Here is a 24,425-nt window from a genome sequence, read left to right as displayed (position 1 = left end):
AATTGCCTTTAGGCGACAACGTGTTGAATCAGCTTTTAAATGTAGACAGTGAAAGCCTCTACGAAAACAGAGACTTTGAATTATGACAAGGATTGGCGATAAGCTTTCGGGGTGGTATTCATCATTCGTTTAAAAGCACGAGTAAAGTGTGCCGAGTCCGAATACCCCGTTTTAAGCGCAATATGTGTGATGCTCAGTTCTCTATCTGCGAGTAACTCCAGCGTTTGCTTTAACACTAAGCTTTCGATAACTTCTCTGTAAGTCGTGTTCTCATTTGCTAACCGCCTTTGAATCGTTCTTACATTCATGTCTATAAGTTCTCCAGCAAACTGAATAGAAATTTTGCCCATCGATAAATAAGGCGTAAGTGCACGAGCAAGCGCGAGGCTAAACTTATCAGCTTGCTCTATGGAATCAGTGCTAACGCCCGTTTTGAAAGGGGTAAAAGCAATAGGCTGATCGATTATAGAAGCTGAAATGTGGATTGCGGTAACTGGTCTTTCCGTATAGAACTGAGCGCACTTCATACCCGGTAATTGATGAAACGGTGTTGCATCTTCATCTTGAATGCCGACATCTGTCAGCCGCCAATTCGACCCTGTCAATTTTTTCAAAAGCTCATTCATGAACATTACTGAGAACATTTCTGCATAACGAAACCATTCTCGATCAGCCTGCTCTTTTTCTCTCACTAACCACCACCGGCCTGCTCTTTCTTGGGTAGTCAGCTTTACACTGTCTGAAACCTGAGCCAATAATTCAGCAATCTCTTGTAATGCCGCTTTTAGCGAATGTACTTGAGTCACTCGATTTGCAAATCGAGGCACATAGATATCATGACACAACGTCCACATCAGCAAAGCGAACTTCTCGGGAGGCGCGTTTTCCCCTAATGTTTGAAAAACAGATTTCAATGCGCTTTCAGGAACAAATGCATTTAGTGCCTTATTGATAAGAATATCTTGCGGCATTCGCGCGGACTCAAGCAAAGCGTGAATGTCGCCATCAATTTCTTTAAGCATGATAGCAAACAGTTTTACTTCTTCCGAATGAACTAATGGGATATCAGTATTAGGCATGCGTGCGAACATCCTCATCACGTAGAAAATTTACAAGTGTAAGTGTCATTTATCGCGGCTGTAGTTAGAGCATTTATCGCTTTACTAGGAAATTAAGCGTTATACCAATTTGGGTAAGTACTATGTTTGCAAAAATTTCCACTGCCGAGTTTCTAACAACAGAGAGGCAAAAATCATATAGCAGCTGACCACCACAAGTTGAAAGATTCGGACAAATGTATTGCTGTCGATATCACCAGAGCTCATCAACGTGCTACCGATCAATACCAATAACGTGCTGAATGCGGTGGCAAAGATTGGTGCCTTTTCCGGGACAGTGTAAATTTTGGTTCCAATTAACACCGCCAATAAAGCAATAAAAGCGGTGTAAAAAAATAGGTTTGGAACGATGGCGAGTATCGTAAATGCCAGTATCGCCAATAGACCACCTATCCCATTGCTGATAACCAAGAATACACTTAATTTTACGGATTTTTCTGATGTAATCATCAGTGACAGCAGCGCAACAAACATCATTGTTAGCAACGCTTCTGATATTTGAAAGATAAAGAAAAAGCACACCAAAGGAAATGAAATCAGCATCGCTCGAAATGCCGCATACCAGCGTTGTTGTTTAGACATTGGTGGCTCTGCATAGCCCGCGAATTCACTGCTCGGCTCCGGTAAATAAATATGCACCAGAGCAAAAATAAGCACCGATACTGCACCTGATGTTGCCAAGCCCCCAGCAAGAAAAACTGAAACCGCAGGATTATTTATCGCCATAAATGGCAACATTAATACCGCTATCATGAGTATGGTCGCAAACAAATTCCATTTGGGGTTTGTAAACAAGTAATATCCCCACAGCATCATCCATCCGACCGCCATTAGCAACACGATGGGGTAGTGTGTGATCCCCCCTGATAAGAGCAAACCTAATCCCATCGTGGCAATTAAAGCCAACAATAGCTCATACACGGTTTCTTTATGAAGATTTGGCTTATCTATCAGAAACTTTGCGGTAAACACCGGCGCGACAAACGCCAGAGCCCAGTTAAGCCAAGCGGCGAGAAACACCGCTAAACCAACACCAACGGTAAAGCGTAAAATCCGGCGTTGTATCGCGGTATCTAAGCGCAAATTATCGGACATAAGAAAGCACACTTAGCAGTCGAATCCATAACTTGCCTATCGTATTGAATACGACATTATCTCCACTATAGACGATGACATCGGCTTGACCACCAACCCGAAGCATACCTTGTACTTCTTCTCTATCGAACTCTATCGCAATGGGTAACATTTGTGTTTGACGGAGCCAACCAGTTTGTTGGTTCGCTTGAGCGAGTTTGCCGGCTTGCTGGTTTTGCCCCCAATCAACCCCCCAATCGATGCTACTCACTTTTCCCTTGAAGACCTTACCCGGAGCGAAATCTAAGGCGATCTCAACCTCATCACCGATACTTACGTTGCCTAAGCTATTCTCACGAAAATAGGCTTCGATCCAAATATCCTCTGTAGAAACAAACGTCATTATCGGTTGACCTGCCGATGCGTAGAAGCCTTCGGTTAAACTAAAATTCGATACCCCGCCTTGTGTTGGTGCACGAATGACTGTACGTTCTAAATTCAGTTGTGCTTGTTCAAGGGCGAGCAATGCCGCTTTCACTTGACTATTCTCTTCTCCTTCCGCGCCCAATTGCTGTTTCGATTTTTCAAGATCCGCTTCTGCATTCACCACATTTGCACGTGCTGTTGCCAATGCTGCTCTCGCTTTGTCTGCATCAGCTTTTGAAACGACCCCTTTCTCGGCCATCGCCAAAATACGATTTGCCTGCGCTTCCGTATTTTGGCGCTCGACGATTGCAGAGGTGAGTCGCGCTTGAGCCGAAGCAATAGAAGCGGTTTGGGCTCCTACATTTTGACCTGCGATTTCTAAATTCTCTTCCGCTTGTTTGACCGCAATCTCGTAATCTGATTTATCAAGTATTGCAAGCTCATCCCCCTCTTCTACCAATTGATTTGGTCTCACTCTAATATCTAATACATTTCCAGAGACTTGAGGTTTGATAGGCACGATATACCCTTTCACACGCGCGTTATCGGTGATAGGGATAATACGGTCAGAAACAATGCTAAACATGAGCATCGCAACGATAAACAAGAGGAAACAATTAGTCACCATTTTCACTTTATCTTTCTTATTTTTATTCTGGTTCGCCGCGACTTCCATTGGCTGTTTTTCTTGTTCGTTCTCGGACATATCATCCCCTTGTCATAAAGTAGATAGAACAACTTAAGAATATACCGTCCTTATCAGGGTTCAACTCATAAATTTGTGGGCTGAATGAATGCAACGAAAGTAATTTGCACAACTTTTACATTATCTGAAGCTTGCTTTCATAACTGACCTTGTAAGAATTGAAACCAAATAGAAAATCGTGCGACTTTCACACCGGGTCAATAAGTTATGACCAGATTTCTGACCGCTTATTGCTTTCCAATTTCAGCAACAATTGTAATATTTTAGTCAAGTTTAAGCACAACGCCTCAAGTCCCTAAAGCCCTTTGGTTGCATGACGAATACATAGTGTTGTATCACTATTATTCCAAGCCAAACAAAGAATGGAATACTGATATGCCGAAATTGAATTTAGACAGTAAAAGGAGTCATTCCACACTCTCTAATATTGAAACCTGCGAAAAAGTACAATCGGCATTAGAACCGAAATACCATAAAGTAATAAGAAAACTGTGCTTGAGTGCTGGACTGTCTGACAAACTGGTTAACCGTCGCTGGAACGTTCTGGCGTCCATAACGGACAAAGATCTCCTGCTCGATCCTTTCACACAATCTCATTACGACGACTATGCAAATAATATTGAGCACTTTATCGGTACCGTGAACGTTCCTGTCGGAGTTGCAGGCCCTCTTCGTATTAACGGATTGTTTGCCAATGACGACTACTTGGTTCCGTTAGCGACAACAGAAGCGGCGTTGGTGGCATCTTACAACCGTGGTGCCAATCTCATTACCGCTGCTGGCGGCGCGAGTACACTGTTGATCAGCGAGGGAGTGACTCGAACTCCGGTCTTCGCCTTTGTGTCAATAGCGGAAGCGGCTCAATTTGTCAGTTGGGTCGTGACACAATACGACATATTGCGCAAAGAAGCGGAATCTACGACGACGCACGGCAAACTCAAAGACATTAATGTCAACATAGAAGGTAACCATGTTTACCTCGTGTTTGAATATGTAACAGGTGATGCCTCTGGCCAAAATATGGTGACCATCGCAACGCACAAAGTATTTCACTATATTTTGCAACACTGCCCTATCGCCCCCGTCGATGCATTCTTAGACGGTAACTTATCTGGTGATAAAAAAGCGAATGCGCATACGCTGCGCTCGGTTCGGGGGAAAAAAGTCTCTGCAGAAGTGACTATCCCTGCGGAATTAGTGAAAAAGTATCTCCACACCACGCCAGAAAACATGGTTAAGTTTGGAAAAATGAGCATGGTTGGAGGATTGCTTAGTGGTACCATCGGAATCAATGCGCACTATGCAAATGCCCTAACTGCCCTTTATATCGCTTGTGGCCAAGATGCCGCATGCGTGGCTGAGTCTGCCATCGGAATTACTCGCATGGACATAGACCAACAAGGTGACCTGTATGCATCGGTAACATTGCCCAACATCATGGTCGGCACCGTAGGTGGCGGGACGGGACTACCTACACAAAAAGCATGTCTTGATATTTTGGGGTTACATGGAAACGGTAAAGCCAAAGCCTTAGCGGAAGTGGCTGCTGCGCTTTGTTTAGCGGGAGAACTCTCTATCGTTGGTGCATTCTGTGCGGATCACTTCTCACGAGCTCACCATAAACTAGCAAGAAAATAATCCGTGAATCAACGAACAAAAAAGGGAGCGTTATGCTCCCTTTTGATTACCCACAGTATTGATTATGCTTCATCGCCACGAGGACGCTCATTACATAACTTGATTGCACGCTCTAAAAGCTCCAGTGCAGATTTATCGCATTCTGGCAGAGCGGCATCACTTTCCGCGACAGGCGTTACGCTGTCTCCCCACTTCAGTACCGTAGCACCCCATGTTAAACCAGCGCCGAACGCCGCGAGTAACATGTTGTCGCCCGGTTTCACCCTGCCTTGCTCTACAGCCTCACACAACGCAATTGGCACGGTCGCAGCAGAAGTGTTGCCATAGTTTTGAATATTCACAAACGCTTTGTCTTGCGGAATGCCAGATAAATCACACAATGTTTGAATAATACGAATATTCGCTTGATGAGGAATAACCACATCAATTTGATCAGTGGTTAGCTGCGATGCTTTCAATACAGTTTTCGCCGCTAAGCCCATACCTTTCACTGCGCGCTTAAATATCTCTTGTCCAACAAAGTTAAAATCCCAGTAACCATTATCTTCTGCGAAACGATCCATACAAGTACCAAACTTAGGTACAGAGAGAATGTCACGACCTTTTGCATCACAGCCAATTTGCGATTGCAGTAGACCTACTTCTTGCTCAGTGCGCGTTAGAACCACAGCGCCAGCACCATCCCCGAACAATACTGCGGTATCACGCATTGCCCAGTCGATATAGAAAGAAAGACGCTCTGCACCAATGATGATGGCATTACGGTAGTTACCTGATTGAATCAGACGCGTGCCCGTTTCAAGACCGTATACAAACCCAGTGCACGCTGCGTTTAAATCAAATGCGGCAGCTGAACGAATGCCTAGGTTTTGCTGCACTTTAGAAGCAATATTTGGAATAAGAGAATCGGGTGAGCATGTCGCAACAATGATCAAGTCAATATCGCTCGCCTCTACACCTGCACAGGCCATTGCATGCTGTGCTGCCACGGTGGCCATATCCGACGTATTTACATGGCTAATGCGACGATTTTCAATGCCAGTGCGGGTACGAATCCATTCATCTGATGTATCGAGAAAAGTACTGAGGTCATCGTTAGAGAGCGTGGCTGGTGGGAGACACTTTCCCCAACCAGTGATTTCAGCATAGTAATTTGTCATCACAGACCTATTTATTGTTGTATTTAAATGAAATTTCTTAGAACCTAATCAGGTCCCAATACAAACTTGCCGTTCCATTTTTCGGCAAACTATACCCAAGGGCGTCGAACTAAGTCGCTTTTCTGAGCACAATTTCTCAGTAATTCGGATATAACATAATAAGTATACAAATAATGAGGCTGGCTGATAAGTCATGTTTTCATCAAGTTGTCATAAAGGAAGAAGTCATGTCATCGTTTAAAACTCGTTGTCCGTCTTGTGGCGGTTTAAATCGTGTTCCCAATGAGCGAGTCGCAGAGTCAGCAAACTGCGGTAAGTGTAAGGCTGCGCTGTTCGATGGCGCGCCAATTGAGGGAACGCTCGAAAACTTTTCTGCGCTGTTACAAAGTCGCACACCAGTCGTGGTCGATTTTTGGGCCCCTTGGTGTAATCCATGCGTCGGCTTTGCCCCTGTTTTCTCTGATGTCGCTCAAGATCGAGCCGGAAACGTCCGTTTTGTCAAGATTGATACAGAATCAGAGCAACAACTCGCTGCACAATTTGGCATTCGTAGTATCCCAACAATTATGGTTTATAAAAATGGTCAACGCGTCGATATGATCAATGGCGCATTGCCAAAATCTCAATTTGAACAGTGGTTAAATCAAGCACTTAGTAAATAACCCCATTCGCCAGTCTGTTTACGGGCTGGCGTTTTTATACAGTAATTCTTTATAGAATATCGATAAATTTCTTTTGTCGACACGAAAGAAAATTATCGTTTTACTTGCCTATTAATTAGACTCATATTCGCGCCAATTAACCCCTAAATTTTACTTAACTTATAGGCGCAAAACATTGGAAAACACAGCCATTCCTGCTGCATCGCCACGAGTCACAGTTCCTGTCGTAGCACTGTCTCTTTATGCAGTGGCGTCAGGCTATTTGATGAGCTTGATCCCTCTTATGCTTGGTGAATACAACATCTCTGCTGATTATGCGAGTTGGTTGGCGAGTGTGTTTTATGGCGGTCTACTGATCGGTGCAATGTTCTTTGAACGCATCGTGCACAGTGTTGGTCACCGCAAAGCGTTTGTAGGTTGCTTAGCGGCATTCTCACTAACTATCGTTGTATTGCCTATTGTACCTAACGGTGTAGTTTGGCTTTTTGCACGTTTTGTTGCTGGTATTGCCGTCGCTGGTGTATTTGTTATTGTTGAATCTTGGTTGATGGCCGGTGATGAATCATCACGTGCAAAACGATTAAGCCTATACATGCTGTCACTGTACGGAGGCTCAGCACTAGGTCAGTTTGGCATTGGGATTCTTGGCGTTAGCGGCGGTGTGCCTTTTATTGCGATCATCACACTGATCCTAATGGCAATCTTGGTATTGATGTTCATCGATTGTGAACAACCAAATAGCCAAGAATCAACAGCGCTATCACTTAAGCAAATCTCTAAACTAAACCATGCGGCGATCATTGGTTGTGTGGTTTCCGGCCTAACACTTGGTGCTATTTATGGCCTAATGCCTGTAGAGCTTGCAAACCGTAAAATTAGCCACCAAGACATTGGCACTTTGATGGCGCTCGTGATCCTAGGCGGCATGTTAGTTCAACCTATGGTGACAGCGTTAAACAAATACATGAGCCGTACCGTGCTAATGGCGTTTTTCTGTATTCTTGGTATTTTCTCTATCGGCCTGACATTCATCTCATCGTCAGCGGTAGTGCTTGCGGCATCACTATTCTTATTGGGTATGGCAACATTTGCACTTTACCCGATTGCGATTAACTTAGGTTGTGAGGGTTTGGATGAGCGCTTTATCGTATCAGCCGCTCAGGTGATGTTATTTAGCTACAGCGTTGGTTCTGTCGCTGGCCCTGTGGTTGCAGATAAATTTATGGGGCAAATGCACGGCTTATTGGGTTACCTATTCGCTGCTCTGCTTGCGACCTGTATCTACATGTTATTGGCAGCGACGAAATCAAAACATCAAATGGCTGCAGGCCTATAATCTTAATTCAAACGAAAAACGAGGGCTCAATGCTCTCGTTTTTTTTGTGCTGCTCTTCTGTGGCGATTCGATGCATTGGCAATAGGTTTTTCAGGAACGCTCCGCTTTTCATGCACCAAATGCCTAATCGCTAAAATGGGATGGTGTATTAGCATCCGCGGTCCGGAGTAACGCATCACCAAACGCATCAGCTCTTTCGGCTCCGGCTTGTAACAATGAATCGGACATTTATTGCACGCAGGCTTATCTTCACCATAAGGACAGCGATCTAAGCGAACCTCTGCATAATCCAACAATTTACGACACGCTGAGCACAGCTCGCCTTTTGTGCCATGATGATCGTGGCAATACACCTCAATCATGGCTTTTACCGTTTTCAATTCTGTGGCAAGTTTGCCTAATAAAATCTCGCTCATTAACTAACCTAGATTCACAGTTTCATCGAGTAAAGTTGTAACGTCCGTCCATTATCGTACTGCTGTTCCACACGCTGATACTGAAAGCCGAGCTTTTTAAGCAAACTGATACTACGAATATTGTCATTTTTGGTGATAGCAACAAGGTTTTCTATATTCATTCCATCGCGGGCAAATTTAACGACAGCTTTCGCCGCTTCGATTGCATAACCTTTGCCATAAGCCGTTGGCAAATATCCGTAGCCAATATCAAGAGCAGTCAATGTATCACGCTTCACTAACCCGCATATACCTATTGGTTGGTTGTCATCTTTAGTTTCAACCACCAGCAAGCTCACGCCTTTAAGTTTTTGCATATGTAGCATGTTCAATTCGATGTAACGTTGTGCTTCATCTAAGGTACGAATTTGCTTGTCACCGACAAAGCGATAAAAATCTGGATGGTTATAGAGCTCTAAAATAAACGGCGCATCTTCTACACTAACAAGACGTAGTATTAGGCGCTCTGTATTAAGTGTTCTCATAGGGTATCCATTAGGCTTGTAACTTAGCGGAAAAATCACTATTCTGCCCCGCTAAATTAAAGGACCAACACCATGAACCGCAAGAAGAAAATCAACCAAATTTTAAAATCAAAGCTAAAAAAGCAGAATTCAAAACTGCACAAAAGCAACAAGCCCCGTTACATCTCTAAAGCTGAACGTGCAAAAATGGAAGCAGAAGAGCAAAACCAAGCGACTGAGCAAGGTGCTGATAGTGCGGTAGAAAGTGAGGTTAGTGAGCAAAGTTAATGACTTTCGTGAATCCGTAGAGCTGACCGAGTGTCGACTTTCCTTAGTTCTACGACATCACAGAGGTGAATTGCTTGTGCGAACAATTCACCTCTGTTCTTAAAATGCATCACCGCAAATAAGCTATTACAGAAAAAGCAATTACAGCAAAAAATCATTTTCTATTGCAATAAAGCTGTCCGCCGCATCTATGAGAGTCTGAGAAGTGAGCTTAGGTACGCCATAAACGGTGACTTTCTTATTAAAACGTTGCTGGATACGTTCAACTAACATCGTAAAATCACCATCACCAGAAACCAGTATCACTTCGTCTACCTCTGGAGCAATCTCTATCGCATCGAGCGTGATGCCAACATCCCAATCCCCTTTAGCGCTACCATCTCTACGCTGAATAAACGGTTTTAACATCACTTCAAAACCCACACCACGTAAAATATGGTGGAATTGACGCTGTTTAGGATCATTACTAGCAATAGCATAAGCGCGAGCACTGACCACATGTTTGTCTTGTGTCGCCACATACCAGAACTGGTTGTAGTCAAAATTTGCTCGATACGCTTCTCGGCAGGTGTAATACACATTCTGCACATCAGCAAGAATCGCGACTGTTTGTTTATTTTCCGAACTCATCTATTTCGTACACCTTATCTTTTGCTGCATACCCTAAGCGACTTTGCCCAAAAGCACAATGAGCGATTTCCACTAAACTTACGTATGTATACAAGTAATCTCAAGGTGCTCTGCTCATAGATTCAGTTCAGCTAGAGTAACTTGGTTTACAGACGTGACCAGACCTGTTGTTCACGTTTATAGGAGTAATGCCATGATACACAAAGTACTCGCTCTATTGGTTACGTGCCTAGTGTCCACTGCTGCTTTTGGCTATCCGTCACATGATCAACACTGGCCGCATCGAAGTGTGCTGTATTTTGCGCCGAGCAATGATGACCACGTGAAGCAGTTTTTACTCGAAGCCTTAATGAACGAATGCGAACTCGAAGACCGTGACATTGTCACACTGGTTATTGCTGAAGATGGGTTTACTCAACCGGCATGGTTAAAAGAAGAATTCGATTTGAAGATGCTTGCCAAACTCTACCAAGTAAAACAAGGACAGCACACCGCAATTCTATTAGGAAAAGACGGTGAAGAAAAACACCGCTGGGGCGCAAAAACCGATTGGCAATTCATCAATAACCTCATTGATGAGATGCCAATGCGAAAAAGAGAAATGCAGCAGAAACGCAGCCCCTGTGCCATTTAATACTTAACAATGTCGAAGCCAAGTTATTATTAGACTTGGCTGCTATTAAGATTAGTTATTATAAATTTCAGTATTGTGAAGATTAGTGATTACGAGGCTTGGTATTATGAAACTTAATGTTTGCAGAACCAATCCAATTTATTGTGTAACTGAGTAACACTACCAACCACTATCAACGCTGGGCTTACGGCTTTCTCAGCCATATTTGCTAATTCACTCAACTTCCCTTGGAACACACGTTGCTCTGGTCGCGTACCATTTTCGATGATAGCGCACGACATTTCTGGATCTAAACCATGCGTGATCAGCTTATCCATGATTTGACCACTTTGTTTTAGTCCCATGTAGAACACAAGTGTGTTATTTGACTGTGCCAATGAGTGCCATTCAATCTCACGACCATCTTTTTGCACGTGTCCTGTAATAAATTGAACACTCTGTGCGTGATCGCGATGCGTCAAAGGAATACCCGCATAAGCTGTCGCACCTGCAGCTGCCGTAATACCCGGGATCACTTCGTATTTGATGCCAAACTCGGCTAACTCTTCTAGCTCTTCACCACCACGGCCAAAAATAAACGAATCGCCACCTTTTAGGCGCACCACCCGCTTACCCTCTTGCGCTTTTTGTACCAAGATTTGGTTGATTTGATCTTGTGGTACGCAATGAAAGTCTAGTTTTTTACCTACATAGATCATCTCTGCTGATGCGTGCGCTAGCTCAAGAATGTCTTTCGACACTAATCGGTCATACACAACAACTTCAGCCGCTTGAATCGCTTTTAAGCCTTTGACTGTGAGCAAATCAGGATCGCCAGGCCCTGCGCCCACTAGTGAAACAAAGCCGTGGTTTAAAGATGAATGAACTGTAGTCATATCAATGCCTATCGGTAAATTTAGATATAAAAAGTAACACTCACATGATCCAATTAGGATTCAAACTACTCTAAAGAGTGATTACTTTTTATCGCCAAAACAATTAAATAACAGATGAAAGTTAAGATTAAAGCATGGCCCCATCTATCTAAAGATGGGGCTAGCACAAGCGAATTATTTCACCATTGAAGGTTCTGCTTTTACTTCGTCTTGCGCATTGATAGATGGCGCAGTTTTAGCATGAGTTAGGTACAGTGGAATACATGTCATAACTAAACCACCAACAATGTTACCTAGGATTGTTGGAATTAGGTTGAAGTTCAACCATGTCGCAATGCCAAAATCCGCACCTAGAATCATACCCAGTGGGAATAGGAACATGTTTACTACTGTGTGTTCAAATACTAGTGCGAAGAAGATGAAGATCGGGAACCACATCATCGCTACGCGACCAGAAACTGAACGCGCTGTCATGTTGCCGATAACACCTAGACACACCATCAGGTTACAGAAGATACCGCGCACGAAACACGTGATCCATCCGTCCATACCCATATTCTCGAAACCAAGGCTACGTGCAGTAGAAACAGCGACAAATTTCTTCGCTACTGCATTCAGTTCTAGAGAAAAGTTGCCTGTCAAAGAGATAGCCACTAGGTAAGCAACGATCAGAGAACCGATTAGGTTACCCAAACCAACAAGCCCCCAACAACGGAAGATGCGACTCCACGTTATGCCAGGACGATTTTCGAACTTCGCTAATGGTGCAAGGCCGAAAACACCTGTCACTAGATCGTAACCCATGACGCTGAGAATCACAAAACCGACAGGGAAGACCAACGCTCCCACAAGGCCTATACCCGTTTGTACCATCGCTGTAATTGCGACCACAACCGCCAGAGAAAGAATAATACCAGCCATTGTACCGCGAAGAAGAAGATCGCGAGTACTAGTGTTGGTTTTCGCTTCACCCACGTTGATCATGGTTTGCACGAATTCTGCAGGCTTAAAGTCAGTAGACATGAATGTGTCCTTATTCAAAAATGTGAAAGTTAAAAATTAAAGATTGAATAGAGAAAGACTTACCGATGAGTAACACCTAGCTTCCCTGTACCCGTAGATGAACCACGGAAAGCCTTTGCCTATTAAATCTAGATTTCGGTTAGTTCCCTCCCCCAAAGAGGAGGGAACTCAAATCGAGCTTATGCAGAAATTTCCACTTCGCCGTTAGTCACGCGCGCTTTGTACGCTTTCACGTTGAAATGCTCGTCTTCCATGCAAACACCGGTTGCTAAATTAAATCGTTGCTTTTTAAGTGGGCTTGCAACCCAAAGCTCACCTTGGTGCTCACAGATCAAACCACGAGAAAGCACGTTTGATTGAAAAAACGGGTCTGTGTTGCTGATAGCCAGAACTTCTTCGGCTTCAGTCGGACGAAATACGGCAACTTGCTTTCCACCAAGCAGTGCACAAATGCCAGTGCCCGGTACGATATCGCTGATTTGGCAAATCTTTTCAAATGACATATCAACTCTTCCTTATGCTTCAGTGATCGCTACGTGTAGGATGTCGCCTTTCACTTCAGGGTATTTCTCCGTGAAAGTTGCAGGGCGGTGCTGTTCACGCTCTTGTACAAACACAACGTTGTCATCGCGTTTGTCAGAGTTGATGAAGTGTGCAAAACGTTTCAATTGTGATTCATCATTGATGGTCGCAGTCCACTCACACTCGTACTCGTCTACAAGCTTCGCTACGTCTTCTTCTAGTTGAGCGTTGATGCCAAGTTTGTCTTCAACAATCACTTCGCGTAGGTAGTCAACGCCACCTTCCATGTTTTCCATCCAAACCGATGTGCGTTGTAGTGGCGCGGCAGTGCGGATGTAGAACATCATGAAGCGGTCGATGTACTTAATTAACGTTTCTTTATCTAGGTCACTTGCTAGTAGGTCTGCGTGACGAGGTTTCATGCCGCCGTTACCACATACGTACATGTTCCAACCTGCGTCAGTCGCGATGATGCCAAGGTCTTTACCTTGTGCTTCCGCACACTCACGAGTACAGCCAGAAACACCGAACTTCATCTTATGAGGGGTACGAATGCCTTTGTAGCGGTTCTCGATGTACGAGCCTAGACCGACAGAGTCTTGAACGCCGTAACGACACCACGTCGAGCCAACGCATGTCTTCGCCATACGAAGCGCTTTTGCGTAAGCTTGACCGGTTTCGAAACCAGCATCGATAAGCTTGCGCCAGATCTGTGGAAGATCGTCTTTTTGAGCACCAAACAGACCGATACGCTGTGCGCCTGTCACTTTAGTGTATAGGTTGTATTCCTCAGCAACCGCCGCTAGAACACCCAGCGCTTGAGGCGTTACTTCACCACCTGCCATACGAGGGATAACAGAGTAAGTACCGTCTTTTTGGATGTTACCCAGGAAGTTATCATTGGTGTCGTGCAGCTTAACCAATTGAGGCTTAAGAATGTGCTCACCCCAACAAGAAGCCAAGATTGAACCAGCCAGTGGTTTACACACTTCACAGCCGTAACCTTTACCGTACTTCTCTAGAAGCTCTTCAAACGTTTTGATCTCTTCGATGCGGATCAAGTGGAATAGCTCTTGACGAGAGTAAGCAAAGTGCTCACATACGTCGCTCTTCACTTCGATACCCGATTTCGCAAGCTCTGCGTTCAGTACTGAAGTCACGAGAGGAATACACCCACCACAACCTGTACCTGCACCTGTTATCGCTTTGATGTCACCCAATGTGTGATGACCATCAGCCACCGCTTGCGCGATCTTACCTTTGGTCACATCGAAACATGAACAGATAACTGCGCTCTCTGGTAGTGCGTCTGCGCCCAGAGACGGTTTTTCTGCGCCTGCGTGTGCTGGTAAGATCAACGCGTCAGGGTGCTCAGGTAGGTCGATTTCATTCAGCATAAGCTGTAGAAGATCACCGTAGTCAGACGTATCGCCAACCATCACTGCACCAAGCAATTTCTTATTGTCTTCTGATACGATAAGTCGTTTGTAAACTTCTTGCTCTTCGTTTTGGTAAACGTAGCTCTTACAACCTTCTGTGCGACCGTTCGCATCACCAATAGAGCCAACTTTCACGCCAAGCAATTTAAGTTTCGCAGACATGTCTGCGCCTTGGAATTTGCTTTCTGTATTACCCAGTAGGTGATCAACCGCAACTGTCGCCATTTTGTAACCAGGCGCCACAAGACCGTAGAACATTTCGTTCCAAGACGCACACTCACCGATAGCGTAAATGTTATCATCCGATGTTTGACAGTGGTCATTGATCGCTACACCACCACGAGGAGCAACATCTAATCCCATTTGACGAGCAAGTTTGTCTTGAGGACGAATACCCGCAGAGAATACGATGAAGTCTGTCTCTAGCTCAGTACCGTCTGCAAAGCGCATAACGTTACGAGCGCTTGTACCTTCTGCAGCAATCTCAAGCGTGTTCTTGCTGGTGTGAACGTTCACGCCCATACGCTCGATCTTTTGGCGAAGTTGGTTACCACCAGCAAGGTCAAGTTGCTCTGCCATCAGCTTTGGTGCGAACTCAACAACGTGTGTTTCTACACCCAACGCTTTCAGTGCGCCTGCCGCTTCAAGGCCTAGCAGGCCACCGCCGATAACTACGCCTGATTTGCTCTTCTTCGCACACGCTTCGATCGCTTTAAGATCTTCGATAGTACGGTAAACAAAACAGTCTTTGCTTTCGTGACCTTTGATAGGTGGAACAAATGGGAATGAGCCAGTAGCAAGAATCAGCTTGTCGTATTGAACTTCACGGCCAGTGCTTGAGTAAACGATGCGGTTTTCACGGTTGATGTTAATCGCGCGTTCGCCGATCAACATGTTAATACCGTGCTTCTCGTAGAAACCTTCTTTTACTAAGGAAAGCTCGTCTGCAGTATGGTGAGAAAAGTAAGAGGAAAGGTGTACACGGTCATATGCGACACGAGGTTCTTCACAGAAAACCGTAATGTCCATATTAGAAACATCGGTTTTGTCGACTAAGTCTTCGATGTAACGGTGGCCTACCATGCCGTTACCGATGACAACTAGCTTCAACTTGCTCATTCTAATTCCTAAGGGTTAGGTTCTTATCACTGAGCGCATTGTTAATTATGAAAGAAAATTAATACATGATGTAAATCAATTACAGAATCAAACTACCCTAAAGGGGTAGGAGCAATATTTAACCATAAGACAAGCCTTAACTTTCGTAACTTTGGCAAGAATCGTGTAATTTAAACAAACAAACAAAAGCAACGTATTTTTCATATTGTTTCACAACAATAAAAAAAGAACCCGTTTTGATAACTCTCTATTCGGCCCAGACAATAATTGATAAAGAGTGGATTATTGTGCAGTCAGACTTCTACATCCGGTAACCTCTAAAGATTTGGGTGCGTCAGTTGGCTATTTTGAATATCTGAAAAAGCGAATTAGTTTAAATTCTCCCCCGCAGAGTCACTTCCGTGTTTTTCATACTCAATAGGTTACTGTTAAACGACTTGTGCAGAGACAGGCAGGATCTGCTAAAAGCCCTATTCTGGCAAACACGGAAGTTATGGAGGGAAAGAAAAACCGGGCAAAGAACAAAAAGCCTGGAAACATCCAGGCTTTTTAACGCCATCATTTAGTTACTTGGTACAGGACAGATATTACAATCAGCAGAGGCTGTATCTGTGCCCTTAGTGCCATCAATCTTCAAGAAGCCAACCGCTGTGAACGTGTCTCGGAATGATTGCGTTTGTGAATTGCTAAACGCTTTAGGAATATAGCTACCACTGTATGAGCTACACTCGTTACCACTATTTGGAGGCCCGAGCACGACATTGCTCAGTACTACAACGTCATCTGAGGTATCACTCGGCGTGCCTGAGTCATCCACAACAGAAACGTTAACCAACGTCAAATCTGGCGTTGTATTGCAAACCATGCCAGAGAAGCTTACTTCGGCAACAATGCCACTCGAGGTTTGTTTGAATCCGCTGGTACATGATTTATTCACACTGATCATTGCTGATAACGGTATTTTCTCACAAGGATCGCTGGCAGTATCCGTAATCGTTGCTTGTCCACCAGGTGTTGCGGCAGCGGTGACTTTTACAGTGTTGGTTAGACCATTACTTGTACTCTCAAAGCTTCCTGAGTAGCTTGCACTCTGACCTGAGGCAATACTACCAAGACTGTGAGTGGTACCCGCTTCCAGATCTTCAACGACTACGTCATATAGTGTGCCTACACCATCATTAATAACGTTACCGCTATAGTTATAGATATAGCCGTCTTCAGTCGCGTTCACAATCGCTTGATTACACGTTTTGGTAATATCTACACTACATAACTCAAAGTCTCCAACGACAAAGTCTTTCAACTGCGCTGTAACACTACTTGATGCACGCGTCTCTGCGGCAAAAGCACTAAAACAGGTGTCCGCTTGAAGAAGCTGTGTAATATTTACGCCCCCTTCGAAGAAGGTTTCCGGAGGGAAAACATCGTCTACACCATCTTTAGGAGTATACGGCCATGGCGAAGTTGCATCAGACGTATTTGTAGAAGCACAAACCAATTGATTTCCCGGAGCACATAGTGCATTGGTTCTAATTTTTAAACGAAGGTTTGCAGCTGCACACTGTCCATCTTGTGGATTATTACTCGCAGCTTTGTTACAAGTTGTATCCCATTCTAGAACCAAAATCTCAGGTCCAGCATTCGCCGATTGTAAGTAATTTACTTGGATAAGTAAGTCACCCGCGACGTGTTCACCGGAAAACGTACCGTCAGGATTCGTTCCAACAGAATCTTGATAAAACCAAAATCCTAAAAAGGCGTCGCCGCTATTGCCGAAGCGGTTTGCACCAAAGGTTAAGATAAGTTCATTGTTGATAATATAAGCCGCTGCATACGCATGATGAATGTCCCCTTTATCGAGGACAGACCCGGTCTTCCAACCTAACTGTGGGATGTCTTGTATGTCTTTTTTACCCCCGGTAAATATCGTGTCTGGGGTGGCGGTATCATCTTCAAAGCTAAAGACTTGTGCAGAGCCAGCGAGTGGCGGAGTTCCCCAATCGTCGGGTGCACCAACTCCTGAATCATCAACAGCGTTTGCGTTTGGCTCTAGCTCAAACACCCCATCAGTTGGTGTCGCAAATGCAGAACTACCAATCAAAACACTCGTAAAAGCTGCAAAAATAAAGCTCGTCATCGTATGCCAGAGATCTGGCTTATCAGGTTTCATAATCTACTCCTTAGAACACTTCTAAAACTTGACGAAGGTCCATATGTCATTCATTGCCTTTAAAAGAGTGAAAGCGTGATACGACTTTCGTTTCACCATCACTAAGGCATAGAGCATGCCATCGGTTAAGTTATTGATTTATTAAAACTTGAATATGTAATAGAAGAGCTAAGTGGACACATTGTTCAGTCACAATCGCAACGAAAATCGATTAGGGTAGAAAATCAGTAATAAATAGAGAGACTAACGAGTGAAGAGTATGATGTTACAGTTTGATACAGTCTAGTTCACATATGTTACAGATTAGTGCTTTAACTGCGATATTAGGTAGATTGAAATCAGGATGAATAGAAATGGAGGCGCCTCCCGGAGTCGAACCGAGGTCCACGGATTTGCAATCCGCTGCATAGCCACTCTGCCAAGGCGCCATTTTGTCGTTTCTAAACAGAAACATTTGAAAGGTATCTTCGAGGCTACCGCCTTTCTGATGCCGCGTACTTTAACGATTTATGTGGGATAGTCAAAGAAAATAACGCCCTTTTAATCCGTTTGGTATAAAAAACAACAAATAGCTGCTTTATCGAACCAAATGGGACAAAATTATCTAGCTATGCGTATTTCTCGCAAATTATACCTAATAAGCCATGGCCTAGTAGCACTTCAGTGTGATATTCCAACTTGCTTAGCAATTTGCTTGTTACCTTTAAACAACGCCCAGTCAGCAGCTGTCTTCCCTTGCCGATCTTTTATCGTTTTATCAGCCCCGAGTTTCATCAATAAGTCTACAGCTTCAATGTGATTTTTTACCGCCGCATTCATCAGTGGTGTTCGTTGGTCATGATCAAGAGTATTAACCTCTGCCCCCGCCTGAATCAGCTCGGCAAGTACGTTAACGTTACCTCCTTGAGCAGCCCAATGTAATGCGGTACGTCCTAGCGTATCCTTCGTTGCTATTTTACTTCCTTTTTGTATAAGTAAGCGCACCAACTCAGAAGATCCTGTCAGCGAAGCGGCCATTAATGGAGTGAGTCCCTGTCGATCCGAAAGCTCAATTTTGGCGCCGCTGTCCAACAGCAAATCTACCGTATCGTTTTGATGATTTCCTGACGCTAAGAGAAGCGCGGTTGCACCATTTTGGTCTTGCCAATCCAGGTTAACTCCAGCAGAGATCAATTGAGCAGCGGTACGCGAATGCCGTCCTGCGATAGCATAGAACAACGCATTCCATCCTGGAGTATTCACCTTGTTCAAATCGACTTTGTTCTCAAGCAGTAATTCAGTGACCCCACTGAATCCCCCACCAGCCGCCATCATCAAGGCAGTGACTCCACCTACATTCTGTGCGTTTACTAGGGTATTTTCTAGACCCAATAGATAACTGACGACAGCGACATGACCATTTTGAGCGGCCAACATCAGTGGCGTAAAATTATGACGTTGCATACTGTTAACCTCTGCCCCCTCTTCGACTAATAATCGTGTAGCCGCAAGGTTTCCATTCATCGCCGCTAAGTGCAAAGGATTGTAGTTGTAATTGTCACGAGGCTGAATATTAACACCTTCTCTCAACAACATGACGACCAGCTTGCCATCACCTTCTTCGGCGGCATAATGAAGCGCCGTCCGTCCTTGAGCGTCAGGTCCGTCAATTTCGGCTCCGGCCTCAATCAACAAACTGGTGATTTCGGGACTTTGCCTAGCAATAGAGGCCGCTAACACAGTTTGTCCTTTATCATTCTGGCTGTTAGGCTGCGCGCCCGCCATTAATAAATCTGCAACCAAAGCTTTATCGCCATGCTTGACCGCAATAAACAATGGTGACTGCCCTTGGTCTGCTGCTAGGTGCACGTTAGCACGCATATGAATAAGAACCTTGGCCACTTTATTATGTTTTAATTGGATTGCGGTATAAAGTGCCGTTCTAGAGCGTTGGTCGCGTTTATTTAACGCTGCACCTAGATCAATCAACTGCTTAGCAAGAATCTCATTCCCCACCTCGGCTGCAAGCATCAACGGCGTCTGCCCTCGGCGATTTACAGCGTTGATGTCTGCCCCATGTTTTATCAAGCTCCGAACAGCGGATTCGTGAGCTTGTAAAATTGCACTCCCCAGTAGAGTTTGTCCTGTTACAGGGTCAATCTGGTTAATCCATTCTGGCTGATTGGAAACTGACTTTTCTAAGGTCGCGAAGTCTTCGCTATATAAAGCATGCTTTGTCTTTTCGTATTCACCACTAACCGGTTTTCCCGCTTGTTGCTTATAAGTGTGGTCACTGCCACCTTTTGGCTGAACTGTGGTGGTAGCTCCCGCGAAACCGATAGAGAACAAGAGCAAAACAGTCGTTACGACTAGTCTTATCACTAAGTTGTTCCCTATCGCCCGCCAGGAGCCCATACTGCATGATTCATTTACATAGCTGCTCATAGTATGACCTTTTATTATTGTAAGTCATCCCAGTTGATAACCAATTCAGCGTTAAAGATCTTCACCGCTTTCTTGTCCCCTTTCACGTAAACAGCAAGATCAAAGTCTGGAGTTAATGGCAATCCGTTTATTGAGACCCCATTCGTCGCGTCTGGTGAACCATCGGCTCCAAGATTAATACTATTTTGACTCGCATCGACCCATCCTCGACTCGTTGATAGTGGTGACACACCTTTAAAATCCAGAAGATCAATCGTGGTTGTTGTGTAATCTCCCGTTGAGTATTTTTGATCCTCCTTATCAAATGGTGGCGTAGTACATTCGCTGCTGGTATTTGCAATCTCGAGGCTTGGCACATCCTGCCCATATTTATTGGCTTTTAGACGCCATCGCGGTCCAACTACAGACTCAACCGCTTCAAATGGGTCACGGTCGATACTGGTATACCAAGCATTGGTCATACCGGAAATTAAATCGCTAGAAAACGCATCCGACTGTCCAAAAGATGCATTTTTGTACAGCGTACCCGCAGGAATAAAGTCACCATCACCTTCATAACAATCACGTACCGACTGCCAGTTTGAACCGATGGCTAGGTAGCTAGGTAGCCGTCCAGTTGCTGCTTCATTCTCCATATCTTCTGGACGAATCTGGTCGTTCGGATTATTTGTGATTGAATGGGTAATCGTCAACGTTGCACTGCTTACTGGGTAAGCGGTTTCAGGGTTATCCTTCCATAATTGTGGCAATGCCATTCTGGCATAAAGGCGAACGTCGTTAGGCCGCTTTATTAAGTTCCCCCAGCGATATAACGGTTTTCCATCATCTTTTAGCGTAATGGAATAATCCTTACCTACGGCAATATCGTGCTGAACCGTTGACTCATTAGCGTCCATTTGCTCCCCTGGCACCATCGATGTTAATACTTCATCCGTCACCTCAAAATTACGTACGATCTTCAGCACATCACTCAATTTATTATTCACGCAATTATCGACAATCTGACCGGTAGCAGGATCAAGTAGATCTCGCTGGATTTCTGTTGTGGAGTAAGGCACCGATACATTACAGCTAAGCACATGTTCCATCACCACATAATGTTCAGATGAACACTTCACACTTGACCCACCAACCCCAGAACACCAAGTTCCGTAACCATCTCGAGTCTTAAATAAGTTCGTTTCGACATTAGCAATAGCAACGCCATCACCATAGGTGTCATCGTTAATATTCCCTGCAAAGCCTTCGGCGTAGTCTTCATCAAATGTACGTGGTGCTGCACCAACAAAATCTGAAACAACGTATCCAAAATTACTCTCAATAGGATAAAGTGTAATCCCCTCGTTATCCGTTACCTGTTGTGCGGCACCATCTGGGCATACGCTGTACGTACTGTCAGTCATACCACATATAACGGATTGATCCTCTGCGTAAGTGGCATTGTCCTTACCCCCCTGCACATCCATGACACTGAATGTGTGTCGTTGAACAAACGTATTTTGCGCCGCCAGTAGCCCAGGTGCGACGGTAAGGCACAAAAGGCAGGTAATGGTATTAATGCTAAATTTATAAGCCCTCATCGCTGTCACCTCCCAAATTTACTGGGGAATAATCTATATTTAGTGTCGCATTGTAGATTCGAGTCCCTTTCGCATCCCCTTTGATATAAACTGCAAGATCAAAGTCCTCTGTCAAAGGCAATCCATTGATTGACGTACCATTTCCTTCATCGGTTCTATTTGAGGCGCCGATATTGACCGAGTTTTTGCTCGCATCCACCCAGCCTTCACTGGTACTTAACGGCGATTCTTCACCATCACGGTAGTCCAATAAGTTAATGGTTGTCCTAGTTTCAGTTCCCACAACGTATTTATAGCTATCGTGGTTATAGGGTGGCGGTGTGCAGGATGCAAATGGGATCTCTAACGAAGGCACATCTTGACCAAACTTGTTCGATTTTAGTCGCCAGCGAGGCCCAACATTAGTTCCGCTATCAAATGGATCTCTATCGATCGTGGTATACCATGCATTGGTTAGACCTTTAGTAAGATCGGCAGAAAAACCGTTTGAATTGGCAAACGCGCTATTTTTAAAGAGCGTTCCTGCTGGAATAAAATCACCGTCGCCCTCGTAGCAATCGCGAGTAGAAACCCAGTTTTCGCCAACCACCGAATAAGATGGAAGTCTGCCTGTCGCCGCTTCGTTTTCCATATCTTCTGGTCGCAACTGATCGTTTGGGTTATTGGTAATTTCGTGGATGACGACTAACTCTGCTTTAATTACCTCATAATTCGCCCCTGGGACTTTCCATGCATTCGGCAACGCCATACGAGCATAAAGTCGGATATCGTTTGGACGTTTGACTGCATTCCCCCATCGATATAACACTTTCCCGTCGTCCTTTAAGCTGACACTGTAGTCTTTACCAAGCGCTAAGTCTTGACGAACGCTCGATTCATTCGCCGCCATTTGCCCTTCAGTAGGGTCATTGCTGGTGAGCTGCTCTGTGGTCACAACACCATCGCGAACAATAAATAATTCATCATCCAAACGCTCGTCACTACAACTGCCAATAATTTTATTTGGGCCAACCAATTCAGGATTCGGATCAACAAGGCTACGCTGCTCTCCACTAAGTGGATCTAGGAGTCTCAAATTTAAAAAATCAGTAGTGGCATATGGAATCGATTCATAGCAGGTCAGAATATGCTCCATCGTCGTGTAGTGTTCTGTGGAGCATTTCACTAAGCTTCCCCCTAATCCTGAACACCAAGTCCCGAGTAACTTAGGTGCCTTAAATACACCTGTTGGGGCATTCGCCACCATCAACCCCGCTCCGTTAGGCAATAGATTGATGTTGTTAGCCCAACCCTCTGCATAATCACCATCTAGCACTTTAGATGCTGCCCCCACAAAATCTTCGATAACGTATCCAAATTCGCTATCGATCGGGTACAGAATTTGGCCTGATTTTTTTTCAATCAGTGGCTGCGTATTGTTGCAATCAGGACTTTCAGTCGTGATCCCACAAAGAATTGCAGGATTTTGGGCATACGTACTGCCGTCAAATTGACCGATAATGTCATCAACACTGAATGTATGAGTAACCGAATAGTTTATGGCTTGAGTGTCTTCGTCTTGGCAACCCATTAGAATTGTAGGTAGGCTTACGACGGAAATTAAAAAAAGCACAAGCGCTGTCAATTTGCTCGTAGCAACATGCCGTCGGCCATAATACGAGGAAAATTTCATGCTGCCCTCCTTATAACTCGAATAAATACACTTCTTATCGATAGGTATAGGACAGAATGAATGCTCACATCGTTGCTTATAAGTTTATTTTACTTGCACTTGATGCATATCAATGTCGGAACTAAAAATGCACCTCAGCGTACACTCAGAACAGGGTTTATTTAATGAAAATTGCAGATGGTTTGGGTTCACATTTGTCCAAATGCGTCCCATTTTTTAAAGCATACTTGAGGAGGTTGTTTGGATAAAACGACAAAAGCCAGTCATTAGACTGGCTTTCTAAAAGAATGGAGGCGCCTCCCGGAGTCGAACCGAGGTCCACGGATTTGCAATCCGCTGCATAGCCACTCTGCCAAGGCGCCTTACCGAATTGTTGTTCTCGTATAATTTAGATGGTGCCCCGGGCCGGACTTGAACCGGCACGACGCGAACGTCGAGGGATTTTAAATCCCTTGTGTCTACCAATTTCACCACCAGGGCAACGCAATCATGCGATGGACGACACCATCTTCTCTTCGGCTGTTGCCGTGAGAACGAGACGTACTTTAACGGATTGAGATTATAGGTCAACAGTTATTTTATTCTTTTTATTCAAGTGATTAAAAAGCCAACTTACATGTACATTCTCTACTCACATTGCTCAATCAACCTTCAATTAAACACTTGATCTGTGGTTTTGCATTATACCAATCTACAGCAGTCTCCATTTATCGGGCCAAGCTAAGATCATAAAAAACACCGAATTCTTTACCTCTTACGATTTAACTTAGTGTGTTCGTCTTTAACTGTACGAGGAAGCATTGCAAAACGTTCCCGAACTCGTTAATGAACTAGATCATTTTTCTATAGAGCGACTTGCTAGCTGCAATTGATACTTTGTTCTAAACAATTTTTCATCGAAATCTGCTCGCCACCTATTTCTTCAGGTAGGTAAACCATTAACTAAGGCATTTTTTGAGGAAAATGTTGAATACAAAAAAACCAGCACTAAGCTGGTTTATTCGAAATAA

General features: G+C 44.3%; 20 protein-coding genes and 3 tRNA genes. 5 read left to right on the top strand and 18 right to left on the bottom strand.

Annotated features, from left to right (window positions below; genetic code table 11):
* Positions 1–80: 80 nt before the first annotated feature.
* From ACVA54_RS00840 to ACVA54_RS00830, 3 genes are all read right to left on the bottom strand, one after another.
* The gene (locus ACVA54_RS00840; protein ID WP_446618974.1) at positions 81–1,079 is read right to left on the bottom strand and encodes a helix-turn-helix transcriptional regulator; all 999 of its coding nucleotides are present in this window, start codon (positions 1,077–1,079) and stop codon (positions 81–83) included.
* A 120-nt stretch (positions 1,080–1,199) separates the two neighbouring features.
* On the bottom strand, positions 1,200–2,213 hold the full coding sequence (locus tag ACVA54_RS00835) for a DUF2955 domain-containing protein (protein WP_099077793.1): 1,014 nt from the start codon (positions 2,211–2,213) through the stop codon (positions 1,200–1,202).
* Entirely contained in the window at positions 2,203–3,324 is a 1,122-nt protein-coding gene (locus ACVA54_RS00830) for an HlyD family secretion protein (protein ID WP_446617087.1), read from the bottom strand. Before ACVA54_RS00830 ends, ACVA54_RS00835 begins: the two co-directional genes overlap by 11 nt.
* A gap of 375 nt (positions 3,325–3,699) precedes the next feature.
* Between ACVA54_RS00830 and ACVA54_RS00825 the strand changes: the two genes are divergently transcribed.
* Positions 3,700–4,962 carry a hydroxymethylglutaryl-CoA reductase gene (locus tag ACVA54_RS00825; protein WP_446619766.1) on the top strand — a complete coding sequence of 421 codons (1,263 nt, stop codon included), beginning with the start codon at positions 3,700–3,702 and terminating at the stop codon, positions 4,960–4,962.
* Between the two features lie 62 nt (positions 4,963–5,024).
* Here ACVA54_RS00825 and ACVA54_RS00820 read toward each other — a convergent pair whose 3' ends face one another.
* The gene (locus tag ACVA54_RS00820) at positions 5,025–6,122 is read right to left on the bottom strand and encodes a ketoacyl-ACP synthase III (protein WP_099077796.1); all 1,098 of its coding nucleotides are present in this window, start codon (positions 6,120–6,122) and stop codon (positions 5,025–5,027) included.
* A gap of 227 nt (positions 6,123–6,349) precedes the next feature.
* Here ACVA54_RS00820 and trxC point away from each other — a divergent pair, with 227 nt between their 5' ends.
* Both trxC and ACVA54_RS00810 read left to right on the top strand, forming a co-directional pair.
* Positions 6,350–6,784: a thioredoxin TrxC gene (trxC, locus tag ACVA54_RS00815; RefSeq protein ID WP_446579637.1), complete on the top strand. Its 435-nt coding sequence runs from the start codon at positions 6,350–6,352 to the stop codon at positions 6,782–6,784.
* Positions 6,785–6,959: 175 nt separating this feature from the next.
* Complete coding sequence (locus ACVA54_RS00810; protein ID WP_099077797.1) at positions 6,960–8,120, top strand: MFS transporter; 1,161 nt, start codon at positions 6,960–6,962, stop codon at positions 8,118–8,120.
* Between the two features lie 26 nt (positions 8,121–8,146).
* Here ACVA54_RS00810 and ACVA54_RS00805 read toward each other — a convergent pair whose 3' ends face one another.
* Both ACVA54_RS00805 and ACVA54_RS00800 read right to left on the bottom strand, forming a co-directional pair.
* Entirely contained in the window at positions 8,147–8,536 is a 390-nt protein-coding gene (locus tag ACVA54_RS00805; RefSeq protein ID WP_099077798.1) for a nitrous oxide-stimulated promoter family protein, read from the bottom strand.
* A gap of 14 nt (positions 8,537–8,550) precedes the next feature.
* Positions 8,551–9,060, bottom strand: coding sequence for a GNAT family N-acetyltransferase (locus tag ACVA54_RS00800; protein ID WP_099077799.1), 510 nt, complete (start codon positions 9,058–9,060; stop codon positions 8,551–8,553).
* Positions 9,061–9,132: 72 nt separating this feature from the next.
* On the opposite strand from ACVA54_RS00800, the gene ACVA54_RS00795 reads away from it, so the two are divergent.
* The gene (locus tag ACVA54_RS00795; RefSeq protein WP_099077800.1) at positions 9,133–9,327 is read left to right on the top strand and encodes a DUF2986 domain-containing protein; all 195 of its coding nucleotides are present in this window, start codon (positions 9,133–9,135) and stop codon (positions 9,325–9,327) included.
* A 141-nt stretch (positions 9,328–9,468) separates the two neighbouring features.
* Here the strand turns inward: ACVA54_RS00795 and ACVA54_RS00790 are convergent, their stop codons facing one another.
* A complete protein-coding gene (locus ACVA54_RS00790) occupies positions 9,469–9,957 on the bottom strand; it encodes a LabA-like NYN domain-containing protein (protein WP_099077801.1) in 489 nt (162 codons plus the stop codon).
* Positions 9,958–10,150: 193 nt separating this feature from the next.
* Between ACVA54_RS00790 and ACVA54_RS00785 the strand changes: the two genes are divergently transcribed.
* Positions 10,151–10,591 carry a DUF4174 domain-containing protein gene (locus tag ACVA54_RS00785; RefSeq protein WP_099077802.1) on the top strand — a complete coding sequence of 147 codons (441 nt, stop codon included), beginning with the start codon at positions 10,151–10,153 and terminating at the stop codon, positions 10,589–10,591.
* A gap of 113 nt (positions 10,592–10,704) precedes the next feature.
* Here ACVA54_RS00785 and cobA read toward each other — a convergent pair whose 3' ends face one another.
* From cobA to ACVA54_RS00730, 11 genes are all read right to left on the bottom strand, one after another.
* Positions 10,705–11,466 (bottom strand): uroporphyrinogen-III C-methyltransferase, encoded by a 762-nt coding sequence (gene cobA / locus ACVA54_RS00780; RefSeq protein ID WP_099077803.1) that lies wholly within the window; start codon positions 11,464–11,466, stop codon positions 10,705–10,707.
* Positions 11,467–11,640: 174 nt separating this feature from the next.
* Positions 11,641–12,489, bottom strand: a complete 849-nt coding sequence (locus tag ACVA54_RS00775; RefSeq protein ID WP_446617084.1) for a formate/nitrite transporter family protein — start codon at positions 12,487–12,489, stop codon at positions 11,641–11,643.
* A gap of 179 nt (positions 12,490–12,668) precedes the next feature.
* Positions 12,669–12,992 (bottom strand): nitrite reductase small subunit NirD, encoded by a 324-nt coding sequence (nirD, locus tag ACVA54_RS00770; protein WP_119463851.1) that lies wholly within the window; start codon positions 12,990–12,992, stop codon positions 12,669–12,671.
* A gap of 12 nt (positions 12,993–13,004) precedes the next feature.
* Positions 13,005–15,569 carry a nitrite reductase large subunit NirB gene (gene nirB, locus ACVA54_RS00765; protein ID WP_099077806.1) on the bottom strand — a complete coding sequence of 855 codons (2,565 nt, stop codon included), beginning with the start codon at positions 15,567–15,569 and terminating at the stop codon, positions 13,005–13,007.
* A 562-nt stretch (positions 15,570–16,131) separates the two neighbouring features.
* Positions 16,132–17,739 carry a DUF11 domain-containing protein gene (locus ACVA54_RS00760; RefSeq protein WP_446649313.1) on the bottom strand — a complete coding sequence of 536 codons (1,608 nt, stop codon included), beginning with the start codon at positions 17,737–17,739 and terminating at the stop codon, positions 16,132–16,134.
* Positions 17,740–18,093: 354 nt separating this feature from the next.
* Positions 18,094–18,167 (bottom strand) — tRNA-Cys (locus ACVA54_RS00755).
* A 232-nt stretch (positions 18,168–18,399) separates the two neighbouring features.
* Positions 18,400–20,100, bottom strand: coding sequence for an ankyrin repeat domain-containing protein (locus tag ACVA54_RS00750; RefSeq protein ID WP_446642948.1), 1,701 nt, complete (start codon positions 20,098–20,100; stop codon positions 18,400–18,402).
* Positions 20,101–20,177: 77 nt separating this feature from the next.
* Positions 20,178–21,743: a hypothetical protein gene (locus ACVA54_RS00745; protein ID WP_446608461.1), complete on the bottom strand. Its 1,566-nt coding sequence runs from the start codon at positions 21,741–21,743 to the stop codon at positions 20,178–20,180.
* Positions 21,730–23,415, bottom strand: a complete 1,686-nt coding sequence (locus ACVA54_RS00740) for a hypothetical protein (RefSeq protein ID WP_099077810.1) — start codon at positions 23,413–23,415, stop codon at positions 21,730–21,732. The genes ACVA54_RS00745 and ACVA54_RS00740 overlap by 14 nt, the downstream gene beginning before the upstream one ends.
* A gap of 288 nt (positions 23,416–23,703) precedes the next feature.
* Positions 23,704–23,777 (bottom strand) — tRNA-Cys (locus tag ACVA54_RS00735).
* A 31-nt stretch (positions 23,778–23,808) separates the two neighbouring features.
* Positions 23,809–23,895: transfer RNA gene (locus ACVA54_RS00730), tRNA-Leu, on the bottom strand.
* Positions 23,896–24,425: the final 530 nt, after the last annotated feature.

Source organism: Vibrio sp. PNB23_22_6 (assembly GCF_052877535.1).
The sequence above is the reverse complement of the archived record's forward strand: the minus strand, read 5'-3'. Positions and strand labels throughout refer to the sequence as shown.

Excerpts from the sequence above, each read along its gene's own strand:
- ACVA54_RS00840 (WP_446618974.1), bottom strand. The coding sequence starts at position 1,079 with ATGCCTAATACTGATATCCCATTAGTTCATTCGGAAGAAGTAAAACTG.
- ACVA54_RS00835 (WP_099077793.1), bottom strand. The coding sequence starts at position 2,213 with ATGTCCGATAATTTGCGCTTAGATACCGCGATACAACGCCGGATTTTA.
- ACVA54_RS00830 (WP_446617087.1), bottom strand. The coding sequence starts at position 3,324 with ATGTCCGAGAACGAACAAGAAAAACAGCCAATGGAAGTCGCGGCGAAC.
- ACVA54_RS00825 (WP_446619766.1), top strand. The coding sequence starts at position 3,700 with ATGCCGAAATTGAATTTAGACAGTAAAAGGAGTCATTCCACACTCTCT.
- ACVA54_RS00820 (WP_099077796.1), bottom strand. The coding sequence starts at position 6,122 with ATGACAAATTACTATGCTGAAATCACTGGTTGGGGAAAGTGTCTCCCA.
- trxC (WP_446579637.1), top strand. The coding sequence starts at position 6,350 with ATGTCATCGTTTAAAACTCGTTGTCCGTCTTGTGGCGGTTTAAATCGT.
- ACVA54_RS00805 (WP_099077798.1), bottom strand. The coding sequence starts at position 8,536 with ATGAGCGAGATTTTATTAGGCAAACTTGCCACAGAATTGAAAACGGTA.
- ACVA54_RS00800 (WP_099077799.1), bottom strand. The coding sequence starts at position 9,060 with ATGAGAACACTTAATACAGAGCGCCTAATACTACGTCTTGTTAGTGTA.
- ACVA54_RS00795 (WP_099077800.1), top strand. The coding sequence starts at position 9,133 with ATGAACCGCAAGAAGAAAATCAACCAAATTTTAAAATCAAAGCTAAAA.
- ACVA54_RS00790 (WP_099077801.1), bottom strand. The coding sequence starts at position 9,957 with ATGAGTTCGGAAAATAAACAAACAGTCGCGATTCTTGCTGATGTGCAG.
- ACVA54_RS00785 (WP_099077802.1), top strand. The coding sequence starts at position 10,151 with ATGATACACAAAGTACTCGCTCTATTGGTTACGTGCCTAGTGTCCACT.
- cobA (WP_099077803.1), bottom strand. The coding sequence starts at position 11,466 with ATGACTACAGTTCATTCATCTTTAAACCACGGCTTTGTTTCACTAGTG.
- ACVA54_RS00775 (WP_446617084.1), bottom strand. The coding sequence starts at position 12,489 with ATGTCTACTGACTTTAAGCCTGCAGAATTCGTGCAAACCATGATCAAC.
- nirD (WP_119463851.1), bottom strand. The coding sequence starts at position 12,992 with ATGTCATTTGAAAAGATTTGCCAAATCAGCGATATCGTACCGGGCACT.
- nirB (WP_099077806.1), bottom strand. The coding sequence starts at position 15,569 with ATGAGCAAGTTGAAGCTAGTTGTCATCGGTAACGGCATGGTAGGCCAC.
- ACVA54_RS00760 (WP_446649313.1), bottom strand. The coding sequence starts at position 17,739 with ATGAAACCTGATAAGCCAGATCTCTGGCATACGATGACGAGCTTTATT.
- ACVA54_RS00745 (WP_446608461.1), bottom strand. The coding sequence starts at position 21,743 with ATGAGGGCTTATAAATTTAGCATTAATACCATTACCTGCCTTTTGTGC.
- ACVA54_RS00740 (WP_099077810.1), bottom strand. The coding sequence starts at position 23,415 with ATGAAATTTTCCTCGTATTATGGCCGACGGCATGTTGCTACGAGCAAA.